Raw genomic sequence first — 21476 nt, forward strand, 5'->3', positions numbered from 1 at the left:
TATTTTCCAACAAGTACAACACCAAAAGATTCCATCAAAGTCTAGGTTACCTAACCCCTCAAGAATATGTTATATTGCAGAGGCAAAGAAAGGAGAACAACCGTTCTCTATCTATGGGTCCAGCACACTTATGTTGTATTTTGTGTCGTATGATATTATAATGAGCGAAACGAATTAATCGAAGACATCACTTGTTTTGCTTATTTATCTTCGATATAATAACCCAATGAAAATTAAATTAAATTTTGCCAAAGTTAAAAACTTACAAGATAATCTCCAAAAAAGAATAAAGCTTAACCGCAAAATAACTGTTTTTTCCCTGGGTCTTCTTCTTTTACTTTTAACTCTTTATACCTTTAAGGGCCAATTTGTCGTTGCCCTGGTTAACGGCCGGCCGATTTTTCGAACCACTTTAATTTCGGAATTGGAAAAACAAGCCGGGGCCAAAGTTTTGGACTCTTTAATTACGAAATCTTTAGTTTTTGAAGAGGCCGGTAAACAAAAGGTGAGCGTAAGTAACGACGAGATTAACCAGGAAATTAAAAAACTGGAAGATAATTTTAATAAACAAGGACAAAGCCTTGACCAGCTTTTATCGGCTCAAGGGATGACGCGCAAGGATTTGGAAGAACAAATAAGATTGCAAAAAATCGTCGAAAAGATACTTGTCAAAGAAGTCACCGTTACCGATGGGGAAATCAAAGATTATTTTGACAAAAATAAAACCAGTCTTTATAAAACTTCAAAATTTGAAGACGTTAAGGAAGCAATCAAAAAACAACTGGAGCAGGAAAAACTGAGCGAAAAAATTCAAAGCTGGCTAAGCTCGCTTCGCGAGAGCGCCAAGATTAATTATTTTCTTAAACTTTAAACGGTAAAATCCTTGACAACCCCTCCCTCTTTCTGTTAAACTGATACTATTGTAGTGTCAGTTTATGAAAATCACCAAGCGCCAGGATTACGCCATTTTACTTATGACTAAGCTTTGCCTTGAGTGGCAAAAGCGCCTCGTGCCATTGTCGGAAATTGCTAAAACCTATCATCTTTCGCCGCTTTTTTTAAAACAGTTAGCCATTGATTTAAAAAGCGCCAAACTGATTAAAAGCAAAGAAGGGATGGGCGGCGGCTACTCTTTATCCCGTCGTCCGCAAACCATTAACCTGGCCGATATCCTGATAAGTCTTTCCGGGCAACAAATTTTATCGCCAAGTTGTTTGAAGAAAAACAGTCGTTGCGCGTTAATTTCGACTTGTCCGCCGAAAAGGATTTGGCAAAAAATCAATACGGAAATGACTAAAAGTCTTCAAAAAATCAGTTTAGCGGAGATCGCCAGATGAAAGACACTTTTGAAATCATCGGTTTAAAGGTGACCGTTGCGGGCAAAATAATCCTTAAGGGCCTTAATTTAAAAATTAAAAAGGGAGAAATGCATATTTTGATGGGGCCCAACGGTGCCGGTAAAACCAGTCTGGTCTTAGCCGCCATGGGGCACCCCGGCTATAAGGTGACAAGCGGTCTAATGACAATCGGCAATCAGGAAATAACTAATCTTCCTTCGGAACAGCGTTCAAAATTAGGTCTTTTTGTTTCTTTCCAAAAACCTCCGGAAATTCCCGGTGTTTCCGTCCGGAATTTATTAAGAATGGTTGTTAAGGACGATCTGGAAGAAAAAATCGCGAAGAATATGCATGATCTTCAAATTAAAGAAGAATTCTTAAGCCGCTCGCTTAACGAAAATTTCTCCGGTGGAGAAATGAGAAAAATGGAATTGCTTCAGGCAAAAGTTTTAAAACCTCGCTTTTTGATTTTAGACGAAATCGACAGCGGTTTAGATATTGACAGTTTAAAGTTGATAACAAAAATCATCAGCCAAATGAGTCAAAACGCCGGCCTTTTGGTGATTACTCATAATCCCAGACTCTTAAAATTTTTAAAACCCGACTACGTCCACGTCATGCTGGGCGGAAGAATCGTCAAGAGCGATGGTTTGAAATTAGGTGAAGAAATTGAAAGGAGGGGTTATTCGTGGTTGGCAAAAAATTAATTGAGGAAATCTCTTATCAAAAAAAAGAGCCCGATTGGATGAGAAAATTGCGTCTTAAGGCTTGGGAAATTTATGAAAAGAAACCCTTGCCCAATTTTGGTCCTGATTTACGTGATCTTGATTTGACGAAAATTAATTATTACCAAACTCCCAAAACTCTTCCGCAAAGCCGCTGGCAGGATTTGCCCTTGGACATTCGGCAAACTTATGAAAAATTGAAAATTCCCGAAATGGAGAAAAAGTATTTAGCCGGCAATTTAGCCCAATATGAATCCTCGGCCGTTTACGAAAAACTGAAGAAAACCTGGGAAGACAAAAAGGTCATTTTTCTGGATATGGATTCGGCTTTACAAAAATACCCCGAGGAAGTCAAAAAATATTTCATGAATTTGGTTTCTTTTGACGAGCACAAATTCACTGCTTTGCACACGGCTTTTTGGTCGGGCGGCACTTTTATTTATTTGCCTCAAGACGTTTGTCTTTGTTTGCCTTTACAGTCGTATTTTAGAATGCAATCAGCCAGATTAGGTCAATTTGAGCACACGATTATTGTGGCCGACCGGGGTTCCTTCGTGCATTACCTTGAAGGTTGTACGGCGCCTCAAGATTCCGAATTTTCCCTTCATGCCGGCGCGGTCGAAGTTTACGTTGGTAAACAAGCCAGGGTGCGTTTTACGACCGTTCAGAATTGGAGTAAAAATATTTACAATTTGGCGACCAAAAGAGCTTTGGTTGGTGAGAACGGCCGCATCGAATGGGTCAGCGGTTCCTTAGGCAGTAAAGTGACCATGCTTTATCCCACGAGTGTCCTTGGGGAAAAAGGGGCGAGCAGTTCCCATTTATCAATTTCCTGGGCGGGAAAAGGTCAGGTCAAGGATACCGGCGGCAAAGTCATTCACTTGGCCGAAAATACCAGCTCGACGATTACGGCCAAAAGCCTAAGTTCGGGCGGCGGCAAAAATATTTTCCGCGGCCAAATTAAAGTTCTCTCCGGCGCGAAAAATTGTCGAAGCTTGATGCGTTGCGATTCCTTAATTTTGGACAAAACGTCAGAGGCTGAAAGTTTTCCGAGTTTAGACATTAAAGAAAAAGACGTCGCCGTCGGTCATGAGGCAACGGTGGGCAGAATTTCCGAGGAACAATTATTTTATCTTCAATCACGAGGGATTTCGGAGAAAGAAGCGACTAATTTAATAGTTGCCGGTTTTATCGAACCCATAATTTCGGAAATTCCCCTGGAATATTCAGTGGAATTAAACAGATTAATCGAAATGGAGTTAAATTAAAATGTTAGACACCCAAAAAATCAGAAGCGATTTTCCGATTTTAAAAAGAAAAATTAACGGTAAATTGCTTATTTATCTTGATTCCACGGCTTCGTCTTTAAAACCGCAGCTGGTCCTTTCGGCGATGGACGAATATTACACCAAATTCGGGGTGAATATTTTCCGCGGTCTTTATAAGTTGTCTCAAGAGGCAACTGAAGCTTATGAAGAAGCGCGGCAGAAAGTCGCCTCTTTTATAGGCAGCCAAACGCCTAAAGAAGTTATTTTTGTCAGGAATACGACCGAGGCGGTTAACCTGGTGGCCACTGCTTGGGGAATGGCCAATATTGACAAACAAAGCGAAATTATCTGTACCGTGATGGAGCATCACTCCAATTTTCTTCCCTGGCAGCAATTGGCCAAAAACAAGGGCGCGAGAATTAAATATCTGGATATAGATCAAGACGGAAAACTCAAAACTCAAAACTCAAAACTCAACGGAATCGTGACCAGAAAAACCAAATTAATCGCCTTAACTCATGTTTCTAACGTCTTGGGAACAATTAATCCTATAAGGGAAATTTCTCAGGCCGTGAAAAAGATTAATCCTGATTGTTTGGTTTTTGTTGATGCGGCCCAATCGGTTCCGCATTTGCCCATTGACGTTTGTGACCTGGGTTGTGATTTTTTAGCCTTTTCCGGGCATAAAATGCTCGGGCCGGTCGGGATCGGTGTTCTTTGGGGGAAAAAGAAACCCCTGGACGAAATGCCTCCCTATCAATACGGTGGCGAGATGATTAAAGATGTTTTTCTTGAACAAACGACCTTTGCCGAGTCTCCGGCCAAATTTGAAGCCGGGACGCCCAATATTGCCGGCGCCATCGGCTTAGGAGCCGCCGTTTCCTACCTTCAAAAAGTCGGTATGGAAAATGTCAGAAAGCATGAATTATTATTGACCGATTACGCTTTAAAACAATTAGGCAAAATCGCCAATTTAACTGTTTACGGACCCAAAAAAGCCGAAGAACGCGGAGGGGTTATCGCTTTTAATGTTTCAGGCATTCATCCTCATGATTTGGCGCAAATTCTAGACGAAGACAATCTTTGCCTAAGATCCGGTCAACACTGCGCCATGCCCTTACATCAACGTTTGGGAATTTCGGCTTCGTGCCGGGTAAGTTTTTATGTTTATAATACTGGTGAGGAAATTGATAAATTAATCAAGGGCATTAAAAAAGCCCAAAAGATTTTTAAAGTTTAATGAATCTTTATAAAGACCGAATTCTTGATCATTATCGAAAGCCGAGAAACTTCGGGAGAATCGTCAAACCGGACGCGTCTTATGAGCAGGAAAATTCTTTTTGTGGGGACAGAATTGGCATGGAGATAAAACTCCTAACCCATAACCCCAAGCTCATAACTTTGGGTGAGATTAAATTTTGGGGCGAGGGTTGTGCGATTTCTCAAGCTTCGGCCTCGATGTTAACCGAAAAAGTCAAAGGAAAATCGTTAGGCGAAATCAAAAAACTTGGCAAAGAAGACATTTTATCCATGCTGGGGATTGAATTAAGTCCGGCCAGATTAAAGTGCGCGCTTTTACCTTTGGAGGTTTTACAAAAATTAATCACTCTGTTATAGTTTGCTTATGGAGAAAAGTATAACTTGGAAAATTGGCGGTCCGGCCGGTTTCGGCATCATGGTTTCCGGAACCATTTTAGCTAAGGCTTTTGCCCGCGCCGGTCTTTATCTTGCTTCAACGACCGAATACCCTTCCTTAATTCGCGGCGGCCACAACACTTATATTATCAGAGCCTCGGCAGAGGAAATTTTTTCCCTGATTTTCTCCGTTGATCTTTTGGTAGCCTTAAACCAGGAAACGATAATTTTGCATAAAGACGAACTGTCCCAGGGTGCCGGTTTAATTTACGATAGCGAAGACCCAGAGATTGGGAAGGATCTTTTACCGGAAGCAAATTGCCATCTTTTCCCCGTGCCCTTAGTGAAGTTAGCCACTCAAGACGGCGGGGCCAAACTCATGATGAATAATGTCGCTTTGGGTTCTTCGTGGGCGGTTATGAATCTGCCTTTTGAAATTTTAGCCGGTGTTGTTGCCGACGTTTTTAATAAAAAGGGTGAGGAAATCATTAAAGAAAACCTGCAGGCGGCCAAAGCCGGCTTCGAATATATCAAGAAAAATTTTCCTCATGATTTTGATTATCAGCTTCATGAAGGTCAGGCGCCGAAACGTTTGGTTTTATCGGGTAACGAGGCGATCGGTTTGGGAGCCATCATGGCCGGCTTGGGTTTTGCCGCGCTTTATCCCATGACGCCCATTAACGGTCTTTTGCAATTTTTAGCCAGTAAAAGTGAAGAAGCGGGTTTTGTTTTTAAACAACCGGAAGACGAAATTGCCGGTATCAATATGGCGATTGGCGCTTCTTATGCCGGGGCCAGAAGTTTGGTCGCGACTTCAGGCGGCGGTTTTTCTTTAATGACCGAAGCTTATTCCATGGCGGCGATGACCGAGACACCTTTAGTTGTCGTGATGGGCATAAGACCCGGGCCCTCAAGCGGTTTGCCGACCTGGACCGGACAGGGCGATCTTAAATTTGTCCTGGGAGCTTCACCGGGTGATTTTACCCGGATTGTTTTAACGCCCGGAGATCCCCAGGAATGTTTTGAATTAACGCAGGTTGCTTTTAATTTAGCCGACCGTTATCAAACCCCGGTTATCCTTTTGGTGGACAAATTTTTATGCGAAAGCTTAGGCACAATCGAAAAAGCGAAAATTGCGACAGAGAGAATAGCTATTGATAGAGGTAAACTTCTGGATTTATCGGCGGCCGATTATAAAAGGTATCAGATAACCGAAGACGGGATTTCACCGAGAATTTTGCCCGGGAAGATCTTTTTTGTGACCGACTCTTACGAACACGACGAAATGGGTTTGGCAACCGAAGACGCTTCAATGATCAAAAAGATGGTGGAGAAAAGAGGTCGTAAATTCTCCTTACTGGAAAAAGAGGTGCCCGAACCGCAACTTTTCGGGGATCAGGATGCCGAAATAACCCTGGTCGGTTGGGGGTCAACCAAGGGAGCGGCGAGAGAAGCGATAGGAAGACTTAAAACTCAACACGTAGGACTTAAAATCAATTATCTTCATTTAAATTGGATAAATCCGTTTCCCAAAGAAGCAGTGACGAAGATTTTATCAAAAGCCAAAAAAATCATCAGTTGCGAAGGCAACGCCACCGGTCAGATGGCTGGTTTTTTAAGGGAACAAACCGGCGTGGAAATTAAAAAGCAAATTTTAAAATATGATGGCCGGGCTTTTTTCCCTGAAGACATCATTGAAGGAGTGAAAAAATATGCTTGAGGCAACTTGGTGTCCCGGTTGCGGCAATTTCGGTATTTGGCAGGCCCTGAAAAACGCTTTTGTTAATCTTTCTTTATCGGCCAAAGACGCGGTGGTCGTTTTTGACATCGGTTGCAACAGCAATATGTTCAATTGGCTTAAGATGACTTCTTTTGAAAGTCTTCACGGTAGGACCCTACCGGTGGCTTCCGGGATTAAAATTATCAATCCGAAGCTTGCGGTTTTGGCGGTGGCCGGTGACGGGGGTTGTTACGGTGAAGGCGGTAATCATCTTTTGCACGCGGCGAAACACAATCTGGATCTGACTTTATTGGTTCATAATAATCAGGTTTATGCCTTAACGACGGGTCAAACCTCACCGACCTCAGCTAGGGGATTTAAAAGCAAATCAACGCCCGCAGGCTCATTTGACCTAGCTTTAAATCCTTTGGCCGTGGCCATTGCTGCCGGAGCCAGTTTTGTGGCGCGCGGTTTTGCCGGAGATTTACCGCATCTTACGGATTTGATGACTCAAGCCGTCAAACATAAGGGTTTTGCGATTGTTGATATTCTTCAGCCTTGCGTTAGTTTTAACAACGTTAATACTTTTGATTGGTTCAGACAAAGAATTTACAAGATGGAACAAAAACCGGCCAACAAACTTGCGGCTTTGGAGAAAGCTTTGGAATTTCCTCAAAATGGTACGGATGCAAAAATACCCATCGGGATTTTTTTCCAGGAAGAAAGAGAAGTTTTTCAACCGGAGACGGTTGAATTTAAGCCCGAAATAGAGAGACTTTCAGCCGAATTTTTATGAAAAAAGGCTCGGTTGTCATTTTTGCGATTGTTATTTTTTTCTTAAGCTTTTTTTTGGCCCTTTTTAAGGGACCGTTAGTTGAAAGATTATTGTTGCGTCCCCCTCTTTCTGAATTAGAAAAACCCGAACTGGTCGAGGCGATCAAAAAACAATCCGGAGATTGGGAAGCCGGTTTTCCGCAACCGATCTTTCTTAACGCTCCGGTTTCTTATCCTTTAGCCCAAATCGTTGAAACTCAAGTTTTAGGGCAAGCCAGGGCTTCGGGAGAAAAATGGATTGAAATTGACCTTTCTGACCAAAAATTATCCGCCCACGAAGGGGACCAAATCGTTTACAGTTTTTTTGTTTCGACCGGCAAATGGGCGCCAACACCGACGGGCGATTTTCGTATTTGGATTAAGCTTCGTTATTCCACCATGAGCGGCGGTAATAAAGCCGACGGGACCTATTATTATCTACCGAATGTCCCTTACGTCATGTTTTTTCATAATGGTTTCGGACTGCACGGTACTTATTGGCACAACAACTTCGGTTCACCCATGAGCCACGGCTGTGTTAATTTATCGACGATTGATGCCGAAAAACTCTTTTGGTGGGCCGAGCCGACCATGCCTTCGGGAAAAAATATGGCCTATCCGACCAAAGACAATCCGGGAACCAGAGTGGTCATCCACGAGTAAACTTATACCTCTTGACTTTTAGCACTTCTTTTGTTAGACTGCTAATTGTTTCCAACAAAAGGAAAAACAAAGAAAATGACAATTTTACTTGATTCTAAAAATCCAGCCTCCGGCGGTCAAACGGATTTTTTAAAAAGAGAAGCGATTGTGCCTGTCGCTCCCCTAAGAGACGGCGTTATCTTCCCCGGAACCGAAATGGTTTTAACTTTTGGCCGACCTAAATCTTTGGCGGCGATTGAGACCGCTTTTTCCCACGAAAAACTGGTGGTTTTAGTCATGCAAAAAGGCGCCAACGTCAGCGAACCGGTTCCCGATGATCTTTATAAAATCGGAACTTTGGCATCGGTCGAGCGCATGCTTAAAACAGACGGAGAGATTAATGCCTTAATCAAAGGGATCGTCAGAGTCGAAATCGTGGAGTATCCCCAAACCGAACCTTTCCTTTTAGGAAAAGTCAAAACGCTTTTTGACGAGATTGAAATCGGTGATGAGATTACCGCTTTATCCAATCATTTATCAGCCGAACTTAAAAAAGCCGTTAATTTAGGCAAACAGGTTGATTTTCTGGTTTTTATGAATATTATGTCCGGTTTGGAACCGGCGGAATTAGCCAATCAAATCGCCGGTGTTTTGGAAATTAAACCCGCCGAAAAACAAACCTTACTTGAGATCAAAAACGTTAAAGAGAAATTAGCCATAATTGCCGATTATCTGGCTCATGAGGTTAAGATTTTAGAGATTGAGAAAAAAATAAGTAATAAGACCCAGGAAAAATTCGACAAATCAATAAGAGAAACCGTTTTACGGGAAAGATTAAAGACCATCGAAAAAGAATTGGGAGAAGAAGGAGAGAATAAAGAGATGAGGGAATTGAACGAAAAAATTAAAAAGGCGGGGATGCCAAAAGAAGTGCAGGAAAAAGCCGAAAAAGAACTTTCCCGTTTAGTCCAGATGGCTCCTTTTAACCCCGAAACTTCATATATCAGAGCTTATCTTGATTGGTTGGTCGAGTTGCCTTGGGTGACAGCTTCATCCAATAATGTTGATATTAAAATGGCGCAAAAAATCCTGGACGAGGACCATTTCGGTTTAAACAAAATCAAGGAAAGAATTATTGAATACCTGGCGGTCATGAAGCTTAAGAAAAACAACCAATTAACAGCGGCGAAAACGAAAGCCGTTTCGCCGACGATTCTTTGTTTTGCCGGGCCTCCGGGGGTGGGTAAAACCTCGATCGGTAAATCAATTGCCCGGGCTTTAAATCGCAAATTTGTCAAAATCTCCCTGGGAGGGATTAGGGATGAAGCCGAAATCAGAGGGCATCGTCGTACTTATGTCGGAGCGCTTCCGGGTCGCATTATCCAAGGGATCAAACAAGCCGGAACACATAATCCCGTTTTTATGCTTGATGAAATTGATAAAGTCGGAGCCGATTTTCGGGGTGACCCCTCTGCCGCGCTTTTAGAGGCTTTAGATCCGGAACAAAATCACGCCTTTTCCGATCATTATCTTGAAGTCCCCTTTGATTTATCCGACGTGTTCTTTATTACAACCTGTAACGTTTTGGATACGATCCCGCCGGCTCTCAAAGACCGTCTGGAGGTTATTCATTTCCCCGGTTATACCGAAGATGAAAAATTCCATATCGGCCGCGACTTTTTAGTGAAAAAACAAATCGAAGCCCACGCTTTAAAATCAAGTCAGGTGGAAATGAATGACACGACTCTCAAAACCATTATCCAGAGTTATACCCGCGAAGCCGGTGTTCGGAATTTGGAAAGAGAAATCGCCGCTATTTTCCGCAAGGTGGCTAAAAGGGTGGCCGAAGGGTATAAAAAGAAAATTAAAGTTTCAGCCAAAAACCTGGCTAAATTTTTGGGGCCAGCCAAATTTACGGCCTATTTGGCGGAGAAAAAAGACGAAATCGGCATGTCAACGGGTTTAGCCTGGACCGAAGCCGGCGGCGACATTCTTTTTATTGAAGTTGCCCTAATGCCCGGGAAAGGTAATTTAACCTTAACCGGTCAACTGGGTGATGTCATGAAAGAATCTTGTCAGGCGGCGCTGTCTTATATTCGTTCCAGAGCGGAAAAGCTTGGTCTGCCGGAACGTTTTTACCAAAAAATTGATGTTCATGTCCATGTTCCCGAAGGAGCCGTACCTAAAGACGGACCGTCGGCTGGCATCGCTATCGCTACGGCTTTAACTTCGGCCCTAACGAAGATTCCGGTCAAAAAAGAAGTCGGAATGACCGGTGAAATCACCTTACGGGGAAGAGTCTTGGAAATAGGCGGCATTAAGGAAAAAATTATCGCCGCTCATCGAGCCGGTTTAAAAATAATTATCATGCCCGAAAATAATAAAAAAGACCTTGAAGATATTCCGAAAAACGTTTTAAGGGATCTGAAATTTTTCTTCGTTACTCACATGGATGAGGTTTTGAAAATCGCCCTGAAGAAAAATCTTTAAGAAGTTTTTAATCACCCTGCATCCAGTCATAGACGAGTTTTGAGATTTGTCCAATTGTCTCCTTGGTAATCTTTTCGTCGGTAATGTCACTGGTAAAAACACCCAAAATATAGGCGTGTTTTTCGGGATTAATAATGCCGATATCGTGGATAAGACCGATTTCGTCTCCGGTTTTATGATAAATTTTAACCGTTTTTGGTAAAAGAAGGCCAAGTCTGTCTTCAAAATCCGATTCGTCCATAAAACCCAGCATCTCTAAAGTTAAGGCTTTATTGGTAACCTCGCCGCGATACATTTTGCTTAAAATCTTCGTCATGTCCGAAAGTGAGGTTTTGTTATTTTCCATATCGGTTTGTGTTAAGCCCCAACTGTCTATTAATTTCTGAATCTTCTCAAAATTGAGAATTTCTCTGCCCAAAATATAAGAGGCGGTGTTGTCTGATTGTTCCATCATCAATCGAGCCAGGGTTTTAACGGAATAGGTAGTTCCCGGCGGATCATATCTTAGACTGCCGGTTCCGTAATCCTGAATATCAGAAGCCTGCAGTGTCACCTGTTGATCAAGATTAATTTCGCCGGCATTGGCAAAATAATATAAACTGGCGAGGATCGGAATTTTATTGATGGAAGCGGCGGTAAAAATCGTCGTTTCGTTAATCCCAAAACCCTGATTATTCGTGAGATCATAAACATAGAGACTGTAACTGCCGTTGTTTTTTTCCAACAGTTTTTTAATTTCGGCAATTAAGATTTGCGGATCTCTTTGTTTGGGGGTGATAAAAGAAAAAAAATTATCCGAAAGTGGGGAAGTGATTGCCTGGTTTTTTCCAGAGAAGAAATTCTTTTTGGCAAAGCCCAAAATTAGAAGGATGAGAAAACCTAAAAAAATCCACTTCAGAAAATGAACTTGTTGACGATTTTCGTCCCCGAGAGCATAGTCCTGCATGAGGTTAAGTCTAGCAGATTAAGCAAGATTTTTGAAGGTTTTTGGTAGCGCATAGGGGAATCGAACCCCTGTTTCGTGGTTGAGAACCACGTGTCCTGACCGCTGGACGAATGCGCCTTAAAACGTATTTTACTCTAAATTCCCTCTCTTGACAAGAGAGGCTAATTAAGCTATAATCTTACTCTGTCTTACATAGAAATCCCCACCGGTTTTTATAGGGGATTCTTTTTTTGAAAAGGAATATTTTATGTTAAACCAAACGCCGCCAAACGGCGGGCAAGTTCTTCTAACCCGTGAAGGATTGGAAGATCTTAAAAAAGAATATGATGAGCTGCTGACGATCAAACGTCCTGTCGCCGTGACGCGGATGGCGCAGGCGCGCGATTTAGGTGATTTGGCTGAAAACAGCGAATATACGGCGGCCAGAGAAGATCTGGCTTTTATTGATGGTCGAATTGCCGAACTTGAAGAAATCTTACATGGGGCTAAAATCATTACCACCTCGAAGAAAAATTGCCATAAGGTTGACGTTGGTTGTAAAGTCACGCTTCATCTTAACGGCAAAAAGGAAGTTTTTACGATTGTCGGTGAATGGGAAGCTGACCCGACGGCAAAAAAGATTTCCCATGCTTCACCTTTGGGTCAGGCCCTACTAGGTAAAAAAGTCGGGGAAAAAGCCGAAGTCGAAGCGCCGGCGGGTAAAATTACCTATACAATTCTATCAATAGAATAATCTTCTTGAGCACGCTTTCTAATTGTGCTAAACTTCCTTTATGGCAACCCCTCTGGATGAATTGAAAAAAGTTCGTTTGGAAAAACTGGAAAAAATAAAAAAATTAGGAATTAATCCTTACCCAGCACGTTTAACGCGGGATCACGTAGTTGCTGAAGCTCTAAAAAAAGAAGGAAAAAATGTTTCCATCGCCGGTCGAATTATGGCCATTCGTGGTCATGGTGGTATCCAATTTTTTGATCTCCGTGACGAATCTGGCAAAATCCAATTGGTTTTTAAATCAGATAAACTCACTGCTGACAACCAACAACTCATAACCTTATTAGATATTGGTGATTTTATCGCCGTTTCTGGAAAAATTGAAAAAACAACTGCGGGTGAAATTTCCGTTTGGGTTGACTCTTTGCAAATTTTGACTAAATCAATCCGTCCGCTTCCATCCCAATGGCACGGCTTAAAAGATGAAGAAGAAAGAAGCCGTAAAAGATATTTGGACCTTATTTTTAATTCAGAAGTTAAAAAGACTTTCGAAACGCGAACCAAAATTATCAATGCGGTTAGGGAATTCTTAAACGAGAAAGGTTTTTTTGAAGTGGAAACGCCCACCTTGCAGGATATTTACGGTGGTGCTTCCGCCAGACCTTTTAAAACTCATCACAACGCTCTAGACTGCGATTTTTATTTAAAAATATCTGACGAGCTTTATTTAAAAAGATTAATCGTTGGCGGTTTTGAAAAAGTTTATGAAATTGATAAAGACTTTCGCAACGAAGGCATGGACCGATCTCATAATCCTGAATTTACCATGATGGAATGTTATCAAGCATATGCTGATTATCAGGATATCATGAAACTAACCGAAGAAATGTACGCGTTTATAGCCGAAAAAATATTGGGGACGTCGAAAATTAAATTTGGAGAACATGAAATTGACTTGAAACCGCCGTGGACGAGAATGACAATGAAAGAAGGATTATTAAAATACGCCAAAATCGACATCGGTAAATTAAAAGACGAAGAAATTAAAAAATTATTAAAAGAAAATCATTTAAAAGCGGAAGAAAACCCTTCCTTAAGCGGAGTTGCGGCCGGATTTAACCGAGGGGTGGCGACGGCAACTTTATTCGAGTTAGTAGAGCCGTTTTTAATTCAACCGACTTTTGTGACCGATTTGCCGAAAGAAACAACCGCCCTGTGCAAGCAAAAAGAAGACGATCCGTCTTTAATTGAAAGGTTTGAACCCTATATTGCCGGTTTTGAAATAGGCAATGCTTATAGCGAATTAAATGATCCGCAAGTTCAAAAAACTTTTTTTGAAGAACAGGTAAAAGCGGCAAAATCCGGTGATGAAGAGGCTCATCCGATGGACGAACAGTATCTTGAAGCCATGGAATACGGCATGCCGCCAACCGGAGGATTGGGATTGGGTATTGACCGAATGGTTATGCTTCTAACAAATACTCAAAATATTCGTGACGTTATTTTATTTCCGACTCTACGACCAGAAAAATCCAAATGATTACCAGAGAACAGGCGCTTCTTTTTCTCAACGAAAAAATTACCAACGAGAATATTTTCAAACACATGTTGGCAACGGAAGCCTTAATGCGGGCTGTCGCCCGTGAATTAGAAAAAAGAAAAAAGGAATTAGGAATTAGTGAGGAGGAGTGGGCGATGGTGGGACTTTTACATGACGGTGATTATTGTGAAGAAGTATTGCCAGAAAAACAAGGAGTGCAGATAAGCCAATGGTTAAAAGAAAAAGGTTATGAGATTCCCGAAGCGATCGAGCACGCGATGGCCGCCCATAATTGGCATAATACAGGGATAGAACCAGAATCCAAAATGGATTGGGCGATTTTTTGCGGTGATTCTTTAACCGGATTAATTGTGGCCGCGACCTTAGTTTTGCCCAGCCGAAAATTAAAAGACCTAACCGTTGAAAACATTTTTAACCGTTTTAAAGAAAAAAGTTTTGCGAAAGGGACAAGACGCGAAGAAATTGCTCTTTGTGAAGAAAAATTAGGCATCCCCCTAACAGAATTTATGGAAATCGGTTTAAAAGCTATGCAGGAAATTGCCCCGGAATTAGGCTTATAAGAAATTAAGTGACGAGTGATGAAAAAATTATTAATCGCGACCACGAATCCGGGAAAGCTTAACGAAATAAAATCTTTTTTAAAAGATTTACCCTTAGAACTGGTTAGCCTTACGGATTTAGGCATCAGCCAAAAAGCGACCGAAGACGGAGTTTCTTTTGAAGAAAACAGTTTAAAAAAGGCCAGTTTCTACGCTCAGATTTCTCATCTGCCGACCATTGCCGATGACGGCGGTTTGGAAATTGATTACTTAAAGGGGGAACCCGGGGTTAAATCAAGGCGCTGGATCAACGGTCTTGAAGCCAGTGATGAAGAACTTATCAATTTTACTTTAAAAAAATTAAAAGGTCTTCCCTTAAAAAACCGGAAAGCCCAATTGCGGGCGGTTTTAGCCCTTGTTTTGCCCGATGGGGAAAAATATTTAAGTGAAGGTAAAATCCGGGGCATTATTGCCGTCAAGCCTTATAACGAAAAAAGAACCGCCGGTTTTCCTTTCCGCTCGCTTTTGTATTTACCCGGACTTAAAAAATTTTACAACGAAGACGATCTGACCGAAGAAGAAAATTTAAAATATAATCACCGGGGAAAGGCCCTCGTAAAGCTGAAAAAAATCATTAAAAAACTTCTGATTTAATTTTGGCTTTTTTGCTTAGTGTTGGATACCGGAAGTCATTTTATTTTACGGCTATTGACTATATTACTTTAAAGCAATATAGTGAAGCTATGACACCCGTTTCTAAGCGACTTTTAAATAGACAAATAAGGTACGATCTTATTAATGAATTTTGGTTTGCTCTGGGGAAATTAAACAGGAAAGAAACGGAAATATTTTTAAGAGATATTCTCTCACCTACGGAGATAATCATTCTCTCCAAAAGGATAGACATTCTCAAACAGCTTAGAGAAAAACATAACTATGGGGATATTAGAGATAACATTAAGGTAACTGATGCCACGATTGCCAAAATGAGCGAGAAACTACAAAAAGCTAACGAAGTTTTTATAAAGATATTAGATTTTTTGATTAGGGATGAAAAAAGACGGTGGGAAGAAGTTATTGAAAGTCGTAAACCCAAGGGCCACGGAAAATTAATTTTTGGCCGTTAAGGAAATAACTATATTACCTTAAAGCATTATAGTGGAGTGACTTAATAAAAGACACAGGTGTTTTTTCAGGGAATTTTATGGACATGCAATGGATATTTTATGGATTATGATATTCTAATAAAAGAAGAAAGATGTTAGACATAAATTTTATAAGACAAAATCCGGACCAGGTCAAAAAAGGTTTAAAGGCTAAACAGCTGGAAAGTCAGCTTGTTGATCAGGTTCTGGATTTGGATGAGAAAAGACGAAAATTCTTAAAAGAGATTGAGATCCTAAGAGCCGAAAGAAATAAAATCGCCCTGATGGGAAAAGTTTCTCAGGAGGGAAAAGCTCTAAAACTAAAACTCCAAAAATTAGAGCCGGATTTAAAAAAAGTGGAAGAATCTTTGTCTGATTTGCTGAGGCAAATTCCCAATCTTCCGGCTGCGGACGTTAAGACAGGCAAAGACGAGAGTGAAAATGAAATTATCAAAAAATGGGGAGAACCGACTAAATTCCTTTTTGAGCCGAAGGATCACTTAGTTATCGGTGAAGCCTTAGGAATAATTGATATTGAAAGAGCAGCTAAAGTTTCAGGAACACGTTTTTATTATTTAAAAGGAGCAGGCGTTGTTTTAGAAATGGCTCTTATACAGTTGGCGTTGAAGACCCTAACCAAAGAGGGTTTTATTCCCGTTATTCCCCCGGTTTTAATTAAAAAACAGGCAATGGCCGGTATGGGTTATTTGGAACATGGCGGAGAAGAAGATATGTATGTTTTAGAAAAAGATGGTTTGGTTTTGGTTGGCACTTCCGAACAATCAATCGGACCAATGCACATGGACGAGGTTTTAGACGGAAAAAAATTACCGTTAAGGTATGTGGGATTTTCAACCTGTTTCAGGCGAGAAGCCGGTGCTTACGGTAAAGACACACGGGGAATTTTGCGTGTTCATCAATTTGATAAAGTGGAAATGTTTAGTTTCACCAAACCGGAAGAATCGGACAAAGAACATGAATTTTTGCTTTCTTTGGAAGAAAAATTATTCCAGAGCCTTGGAATTCCCTACCAGGTTTTAAAAATGTGTTCCGGTGATTTAGGGGCGCCGGCGGCCAGAAAATATGATCTTGAGGGTTGGATGCCGGGACAAGGGAAATATCGAGAAGTCACCTCAACTTCCACCTGCACCGATTATCAATCCCGAAGACTTAATATCAAATATCAGGAGACTAATGACCAAAAACCAGCGACCAATTACGTCCATATTTTAAACGGGACGGCTTTTGCCATCGGCCGAACCATCATCGCAATTTTGGAAAATAATCAGCAGGAAGACGGTTCCGTTTTAATTCCCGAGGTCTTACGTGATTATACCGGTTTTGAAAAAATTTCTCCCCCAAACTCTCGTTAAAATTTCCTCACCCATAAACGGCGAAATTTCGGTGGTGGAACAATTCGGCCGCAGAAAAATTTTAATTGCCAATTTAACTCAGTCCGGGCCGATGGTGGAAAAAATCTGGGAACCGATTATTAAAAAAATCGCCAAAGACGAGAATAAAATTGCCGAGGTTTTAATTCTCGGGTTGGGCGGCGGTTCTTTGGTTAAGCTTGCCAATAATTATTTTAAAAAAATAAAAATTACCGGTTTAGAAATTGATCCAATAATCATTGATTTGGGGAAAAAATATTTTTATCTTGACAGTTTTTCCAATTTAAAAATTAAAAATGAGAGTGCCGATTTATTTCTTAACAAAAACAAACTTAAATTTGATTTAATTTTCGTTGATTTATATCTAGGTGATAAAGTTCCAAAAAATTGCGAAAGCGAAATATTTTTAGAAAATCTTAAAAAAAGTTTAACAAATAACGGCATGATTGTTTTTAATCGTCTTTACTATAAAAATCACATTTTTGAAGCCAAAAAATTTCTTGACAAATTGCACAAAATATTTCATTATTTATCTTGTAGAAAGTATTTAACAAATTTTTTTATTTTGGTAAAAAAAGATTGAAAAATATTTTCTGCAAAGGTTTAATCCAAAGGAGGTGACTGCCCCATGGCCAAGAAAAAAAAGAAGAAGAAGTAATTGCAGTAGATTTTTCTTGCTGCAAGAAACGTCTGACGTTTCAAGAAAAAAGATAACTGCCCAGCCCTGGACCAATTGGTTCAGGGTTTTGGTTTTTTAGTTAAATCGAAATTTAATTGCTCTTTGGTGTATAATAGCGATGAAAATATGGTATTAAGCAGAAGAGAACTTTTAATCTATACGGGAGCGATCATCGGCGGCGGCGCAGCTTCTTATTTCCTGGATCGTCAGCGCCGACTTGATCAATGTGTGCAAAAAAATCTCCGAGTCTTAAGTAAAATAGTTGGTGGCCGACCCACGACCGAATACGAACAGCACACGGTGCGGCAATCCTGTGAGCGGCAAATTAAATAATTTTCTTCTTTAACTTCAAGCTGGTTTTGTCCCTTAAAAAATGCTAAAATCTACTCACTCATGATTCCGTTTCTTGCCAAATTTTTAGATTCCAACGAAAGGGAATTAAAAAAACTTTTACCTTTGGTTGCCAAAATAAATTCTTTGGCCGAAAAAACACAAAAACTTTCCGACGAAAAACTTCTAAGTTTAGGGGCAGAATTTAAAATCAGAGTCAGCGGGGGTGAAAGTCTGGACGACCTCTTGCCGGAAGTTTACGCCACCGTCAGGGAGGCAGCCTACCGAACCATCAACGAGAGACCCTTTGACGTTCAACTCATGGCGGCGGTTACTTTTCATCAAGGGAGAGTAGCCGAACAAAAAACCGGAGAAGGAAAAACCCTTTCGGCTTCACCGGCTTTATACTTAAATTCTTTAACCGGCCGGGGTGTTCATCTGGTAACCGTTAACGATTATTTGGCGCGGCGTGATTGCGGTTGGATGGGGCCGATTTTCCATGCCTTAGGGGCAACCTGCGCGGCCATGATTCACGATCAGTCTTTTCTTTATGATCCGACGTTTGATGATCCGACAGCCCAGGATTGGCGTCTAAAACATTTACGCCCGATTACAAGAAAAGAAGCTTATTTGGCCGATATCACTTACGGGATCAATTCCGAATTCGGTTTTGATTACCTAAGGGACAATATGGTGACGGAGATTAAAGAGGTTACCCAGCGTGATTTGAATTTTGCCATTGTTGATGAGGTTGATTCTGTTTTAATCGATGAAGCCAGAACCCCGCATATTATTTCCGCTCCGCAAGAAGAAGCGACCCAAAAATATTACGATTACGCCAGATTAATTGAAAGACTTCAGCCGGTTATGGATTTTACCATTGACGAGAAAATGCGAACCGCCGCTTTGACCGAACATGGCATTGCCAAAATCGAAAAAATGCTGGGAGTGCCTAATCTTTACGAAAAAGATTTTGCGACGGTTCATCATCTGGAGGCGGCTTTAAAAGCGAAAAGTTTATTTCATCGCGATAAGGATTATGTCGTTAAGGATAATGAAGTTGTCATTGTTGATGAATTTACCGGCAGGCTTTTGATGGGCCGGCGCTATTCCGAAGGTTTGCATCAGGCGATTGAAGCCAAAGAAGGCGTTTCGATTCAACGGGAATCAAGAACGCTGGCGACGATTTCTTTACAGAACTATTTTCGGATGTACCAAAAACTGGCCGGCATGACCGGAACCGCGGCCACGGAATCGGAAGAATTCCATAAAATTTATAAACTTGACGTTTTGATCATTCCCACCAATAAGGAGATGATCAGAATTGATCATGCGGATATGGTTTACAAAACGATGAGGGCCAAATATGCGGCTGTTGCTCGTGACGTGGCGGCCTGTTATCAAAAGGGGCAGCCGGTTTTGGTCGGAACGACTTCAATTGAAAATAACGAAATTGTTTCCGATCTTTTGACTCATCAGGGGATTCCGCATCAGGTTTTAAACGCCAAACAGCATGAAAAAGAAGCCTCAATTATTGCTCAAGCCGGTAAAATAAAATCAGTCACTGTCGCGACGAACATGGCCGGCCGGGGTGTTGACGTGATTTTGGGTGGCACGCCCCCGGACAAATATACCGTGACCGACAAAAAACAGTTTGATGAGGAACATAAACTTTGGCAAAAAGCTCACGAAGAAGTGGCTAGGCTTGGCGGTTTGCATGTGATCGGGACCGAACGGCACGAATCAAGAAGAATTGACAATCAACTGCGAGGTCGGTCGGGAAGACAGGGCGACCCTGGCTCTTCACGCTTTTTTGTCTCCCTGGAAGATGAAATTATGCGGCTTTTCGGCGGCGAGCAGATTGCCAAACTTATGGATACTTTTAAAATGCCCGAAGACGTGCCTTTGGAGCATCCGATGGTTTCCCGGGCGATCGAACAAGCGCAGGTTAAGGTCGAAGGTTTTAATTTCGACGCCCGAAAACATTTGGTTGACTATGATGATGTTTTAAACAAACAAAGAGAAATTATTTATAAACGCCGGAAAAAACTTTTGTCAGGAGAAGCTTTAAAAGAAGAAATTTTAGAAAAAGTCAGTCAGGATATCACCAATTTTACCTTAATGTACTTTCCTGAAGGTTACACCCAGCCGGAATTGGAAAAAATCGTTCAGGAGTTTGTGAGTATTATCCCCTTTGATGAAAATTCGCAAAAACAACTTATGATTCAAGTTAGTCAACTTAAAACCAGTCAGGAAATTACCGAATTTTTGGTAAAAATCGCCCGCGATCTTTACGAACAAAAAGAAAAACAGGTAACGCCAGAGGTCGCGCGGCAAATTGAAAGATGGGTGGCGCTTTCTATCATTGATAATCTTTGGATGGATCATTTGGACGCGATTGATGATTTACGGGAAGGCATCGGTCTTCGCGGTTATGGGCAAAGAGATCCTTTAATTGAATATAAAAACGAAGCCTACACGATGTTTGAAAGATTATTATCAACGATTGATTACGAAATCGTCCACCGGATTTTTAAAATCCAGGTTACCTCCCAGCCACAAGTCTCGCCGCAAAGAATAATGACGACATCTTCGGCCGGAGAAGTCAGTCAGGGAAGTCCAAAACCGATAAGTAAGCAAAAAATAGGGAGAAACGATCCCTGCTGGTGCGGCAGCGGCAAGAAGTGGAAAAAGTGCCATTATCCTCAATTAGGTTGATATGACAACAAAGAAAGTCGTGATTACCAAAAACGGCCCTTATCTGGTCTCGGGCAATTTACCCTTAGCCAAAGAGATTGCCACGACTGGAAAAGAACCAGAACCGGAAAAATGGGTTAAGGGGAAAAAATATCCACAAAAAAAATTTTACGTTCTTTGCCGTTGCGGCCAGTCTCAAAATAAACCCTTTTGTGACGGTTCAAACCTTGAAGCTCATTTTAATGACGGGGATGAAAGCTTAAAATAATCTGTGATATAATTAATTTTTATGTCAAACGGGAAAAAATATTTAGTAGGTTTGATTTTTATTCTGATTGTTTTGGTCTCCTATTTGGTTATCGGGAGAAATGATGACGAAAAAAAACCGGCGTCAAATCAAGAAGCAACAACGTTACCCACGAATAGCACTAATTTAAAAGAGGAAAAGAAAATGGAGTCTTTAGTCATCGAAGATCTTAAGGTCGGTGACGGTTTGGAGGCAACTAATGGTAAAAAAGTCACGGTTCATTATGCGGGAACTTTGACCGACGGGGAAAAATTTGACAGCTCTTATGACCGAGGGACTCCTTTTGCTTTTAATTTAGGCCAAGGCGAAGTGATTAAGGGTTGGGACGTGGGCGTTTTGGGGATGAAAGTCGGCGGGAAAAGAAAATTGAAAATTGCCCCGAATTTAGGTTACGGCGAACGAGGCGCCGGCGGGGTGATTCCTCCGAATGCGACTTTAATTTTTGAAGTCGAACTTCTTAAAGTCGAGTAAAAAACTGGCAAGATAACCTAAAAAATGGTATAATAAGTTACTTCCATGGGAGATTTCCAAAGGTTAAA

General features: G+C 41.2%; 22 protein-coding genes and 1 tRNA gene. 21 read left to right on the forward strand and 2 right to left on the reverse strand.

Features of this window, described 5'->3' with window-relative positions:
* Positions 1-226: 226 nt before the first annotated feature.
* The 10 genes from M1575_04055 (at position 227) to lon (ending at position 10630) form a co-directional block, all read left to right on the forward strand.
* Positions 227-871: a SurA N-terminal domain-containing protein gene (locus M1575_04055; GenBank protein MCL5095864.1), complete on the forward strand. Its 645-nt coding sequence runs from the start codon at positions 227-229 to the stop codon at positions 869-871.
* Between the two features lie 64 nt (positions 872-935).
* The gene (locus M1575_04060) at positions 936-1337 is read left to right on the forward strand and encodes an Rrf2 family transcriptional regulator (GenBank protein MCL5095865.1); all 402 of its coding nucleotides are present in this window, start codon (positions 936-938) and stop codon (positions 1335-1337) included.
* Positions 1334-2044 (forward strand): Fe-S cluster assembly ATPase SufC, encoded by a 711-nt coding sequence (gene sufC / locus M1575_04065; GenBank protein ID MCL5095866.1) that lies wholly within the window; start codon positions 1334-1336, stop codon positions 2042-2044. Before M1575_04060 ends, sufC begins: the two co-directional genes overlap by 4 nt.
* Complete coding sequence (gene sufB, locus M1575_04070) at positions 2026-3330, forward strand: Fe-S cluster assembly protein SufB (GenBank protein MCL5095867.1); 1305 nt, start codon at positions 2026-2028, stop codon at positions 3328-3330. Before sufC ends, sufB begins: the two co-directional genes overlap by 19 nt.
* A gap of 1 nt (position 3331) precedes the next feature.
* The gene (locus M1575_04075) at positions 3332-4570 is read left to right on the forward strand and encodes a cysteine desulfurase (protein ID MCL5095868.1); all 1239 of its coding nucleotides are present in this window, start codon (positions 3332-3334) and stop codon (positions 4568-4570) included.
* On the forward strand, positions 4570-4947 hold the full coding sequence (locus M1575_04080) for an iron-sulfur cluster assembly scaffold protein (protein MCL5095869.1): 378 nt from the start codon (positions 4570-4572) through the stop codon (positions 4945-4947). The genes M1575_04075 and M1575_04080 overlap by 1 nt, the downstream gene beginning before the upstream one ends.
* Positions 4948-4954: 7 nt before the next feature.
* Positions 4955-6685 (forward strand): 2-oxoacid:acceptor oxidoreductase subunit alpha, encoded by a 1731-nt coding sequence (locus tag M1575_04085; GenBank protein ID MCL5095870.1) that lies wholly within the window; start codon positions 4955-4957, stop codon positions 6683-6685.
* Positions 6678-7481 carry a thiamine pyrophosphate-dependent enzyme gene (locus M1575_04090; GenBank protein MCL5095871.1) on the forward strand — a complete coding sequence of 268 codons (804 nt, stop codon included), beginning with the start codon at positions 6678-6680 and terminating at the stop codon, positions 7479-7481. Before M1575_04085 ends, M1575_04090 begins: the two co-directional genes overlap by 8 nt.
* The gene (locus M1575_04095; protein MCL5095872.1) at positions 7478-8161 is read left to right on the forward strand and encodes a L,D-transpeptidase; all 684 of its coding nucleotides are present in this window, start codon (positions 7478-7480) and stop codon (positions 8159-8161) included. Before M1575_04090 ends, M1575_04095 begins: the two co-directional genes overlap by 4 nt.
* A 75-nt stretch (positions 8162-8236) precedes the next feature.
* Entirely contained in the window at positions 8237-10630 is a 2394-nt protein-coding gene (lon, locus tag M1575_04100; GenBank protein MCL5095873.1) for an endopeptidase La, read from the forward strand.
* 7 nt (positions 10631-10637) lie between these two features.
* On the opposite strand, the gene M1575_04105 is transcribed toward lon, so the two are convergent.
* Together M1575_04105 and M1575_04110 are read right to left on the reverse strand one after the other, a co-directional pair.
* The gene (locus tag M1575_04105; protein MCL5095874.1) at positions 10638-11576 is read right to left on the reverse strand and encodes a class A beta-lactamase-related serine hydrolase; all 939 of its coding nucleotides are present in this window, start codon (positions 11574-11576) and stop codon (positions 10638-10640) included.
* Between the two features lie 42 nt (positions 11577-11618).
* A tRNA-Glu gene (locus M1575_04110) sits at positions 11619-11693 on the reverse strand.
* A 130-nt stretch (positions 11694-11823) separates the two neighbouring features.
* Here M1575_04110 and greA point away from each other — a divergent pair.
* The 11 genes from greA (at position 11824) to M1575_04165 (ending at position 21408) form a co-directional block, all read left to right on the forward strand.
* Positions 11824-12309 carry a transcription elongation factor GreA gene (greA, locus tag M1575_04115; GenBank protein MCL5095875.1) on the forward strand — a complete coding sequence of 162 codons (486 nt, stop codon included), beginning with the start codon at positions 11824-11826 and terminating at the stop codon, positions 12307-12309.
* A gap of 40 nt (positions 12310-12349) precedes the next feature.
* Complete coding sequence (gene lysS / locus M1575_04120) at positions 12350-13828, forward strand: lysine--tRNA ligase (GenBank protein ID MCL5095876.1); 1479 nt, start codon at positions 12350-12352, stop codon at positions 13826-13828.
* Positions 13825-14409 (forward strand): phosphohydrolase, encoded by a 585-nt coding sequence (locus M1575_04125; GenBank protein MCL5095877.1) that lies wholly within the window; start codon positions 13825-13827, stop codon positions 14407-14409. Before lysS ends, M1575_04125 begins: the two co-directional genes overlap by 4 nt.
* An 18-nt stretch (positions 14410-14427) precedes the next feature.
* Positions 14428-15042: a non-canonical purine NTP pyrophosphatase gene (locus tag M1575_04130; protein ID MCL5095878.1), complete on the forward strand. Its 615-nt coding sequence runs from the start codon at positions 14428-14430 to the stop codon at positions 15040-15042.
* Between the two features lie 89 nt (positions 15043-15131).
* Entirely contained in the window at positions 15132-15515 is a 384-nt protein-coding gene (locus M1575_04135; GenBank protein ID MCL5095879.1) for a Trp family transcriptional regulator, read from the forward strand.
* A gap of 131 nt (positions 15516-15646) precedes the next feature.
* Positions 15647-16906: a serine--tRNA ligase gene (gene serS, locus M1575_04140; GenBank protein MCL5095880.1), complete on the forward strand. Its 1260-nt coding sequence runs from the start codon at positions 15647-15649 to the stop codon at positions 16904-16906.
* Positions 16875-17507 (forward strand): hypothetical protein, encoded by a 633-nt coding sequence (locus tag M1575_04145; GenBank protein ID MCL5095881.1) that lies wholly within the window; start codon positions 16875-16877, stop codon positions 17505-17507. Before serS ends, M1575_04145 begins: the two co-directional genes overlap by 32 nt.
* Before the next feature lie 222 nt (positions 17508-17729).
* Positions 17730-17936: a hypothetical protein gene (locus M1575_04150; GenBank protein ID MCL5095882.1), complete on the forward strand. Its 207-nt coding sequence runs from the start codon at positions 17730-17732 to the stop codon at positions 17934-17936.
* Between the two features lie 60 nt (positions 17937-17996).
* The gene (gene secA, locus M1575_04155; protein MCL5095883.1) at positions 17997-20651 is read left to right on the forward strand and encodes a preprotein translocase subunit SecA; all 2655 of its coding nucleotides are present in this window, start codon (positions 17997-17999) and stop codon (positions 20649-20651) included.
* 1 nt (position 20652) lies between these two features.
* Positions 20653-20898 (forward strand): CDGSH iron-sulfur domain-containing protein, encoded by a 246-nt coding sequence (locus tag M1575_04160; protein ID MCL5095884.1) that lies wholly within the window; start codon positions 20653-20655, stop codon positions 20896-20898.
* A gap of 183 nt (positions 20899-21081) precedes the next feature.
* Positions 21082-21408: an FKBP-type peptidyl-prolyl cis-trans isomerase gene (locus tag M1575_04165; protein MCL5095885.1), complete on the forward strand. Its 327-nt coding sequence runs from the start codon at positions 21082-21084 to the stop codon at positions 21406-21408.
* Positions 21409-21476 lie beyond the last annotated feature (68 nt).

The sequence above is a fragment of the Patescibacteria group bacterium genome (assembly GCA_023473585.1).
Lineage (GTDB): Bacteria > Patescibacteriota > Microgenomatia > JAMCYU01 > JAMCYU01 > JAMCYU01.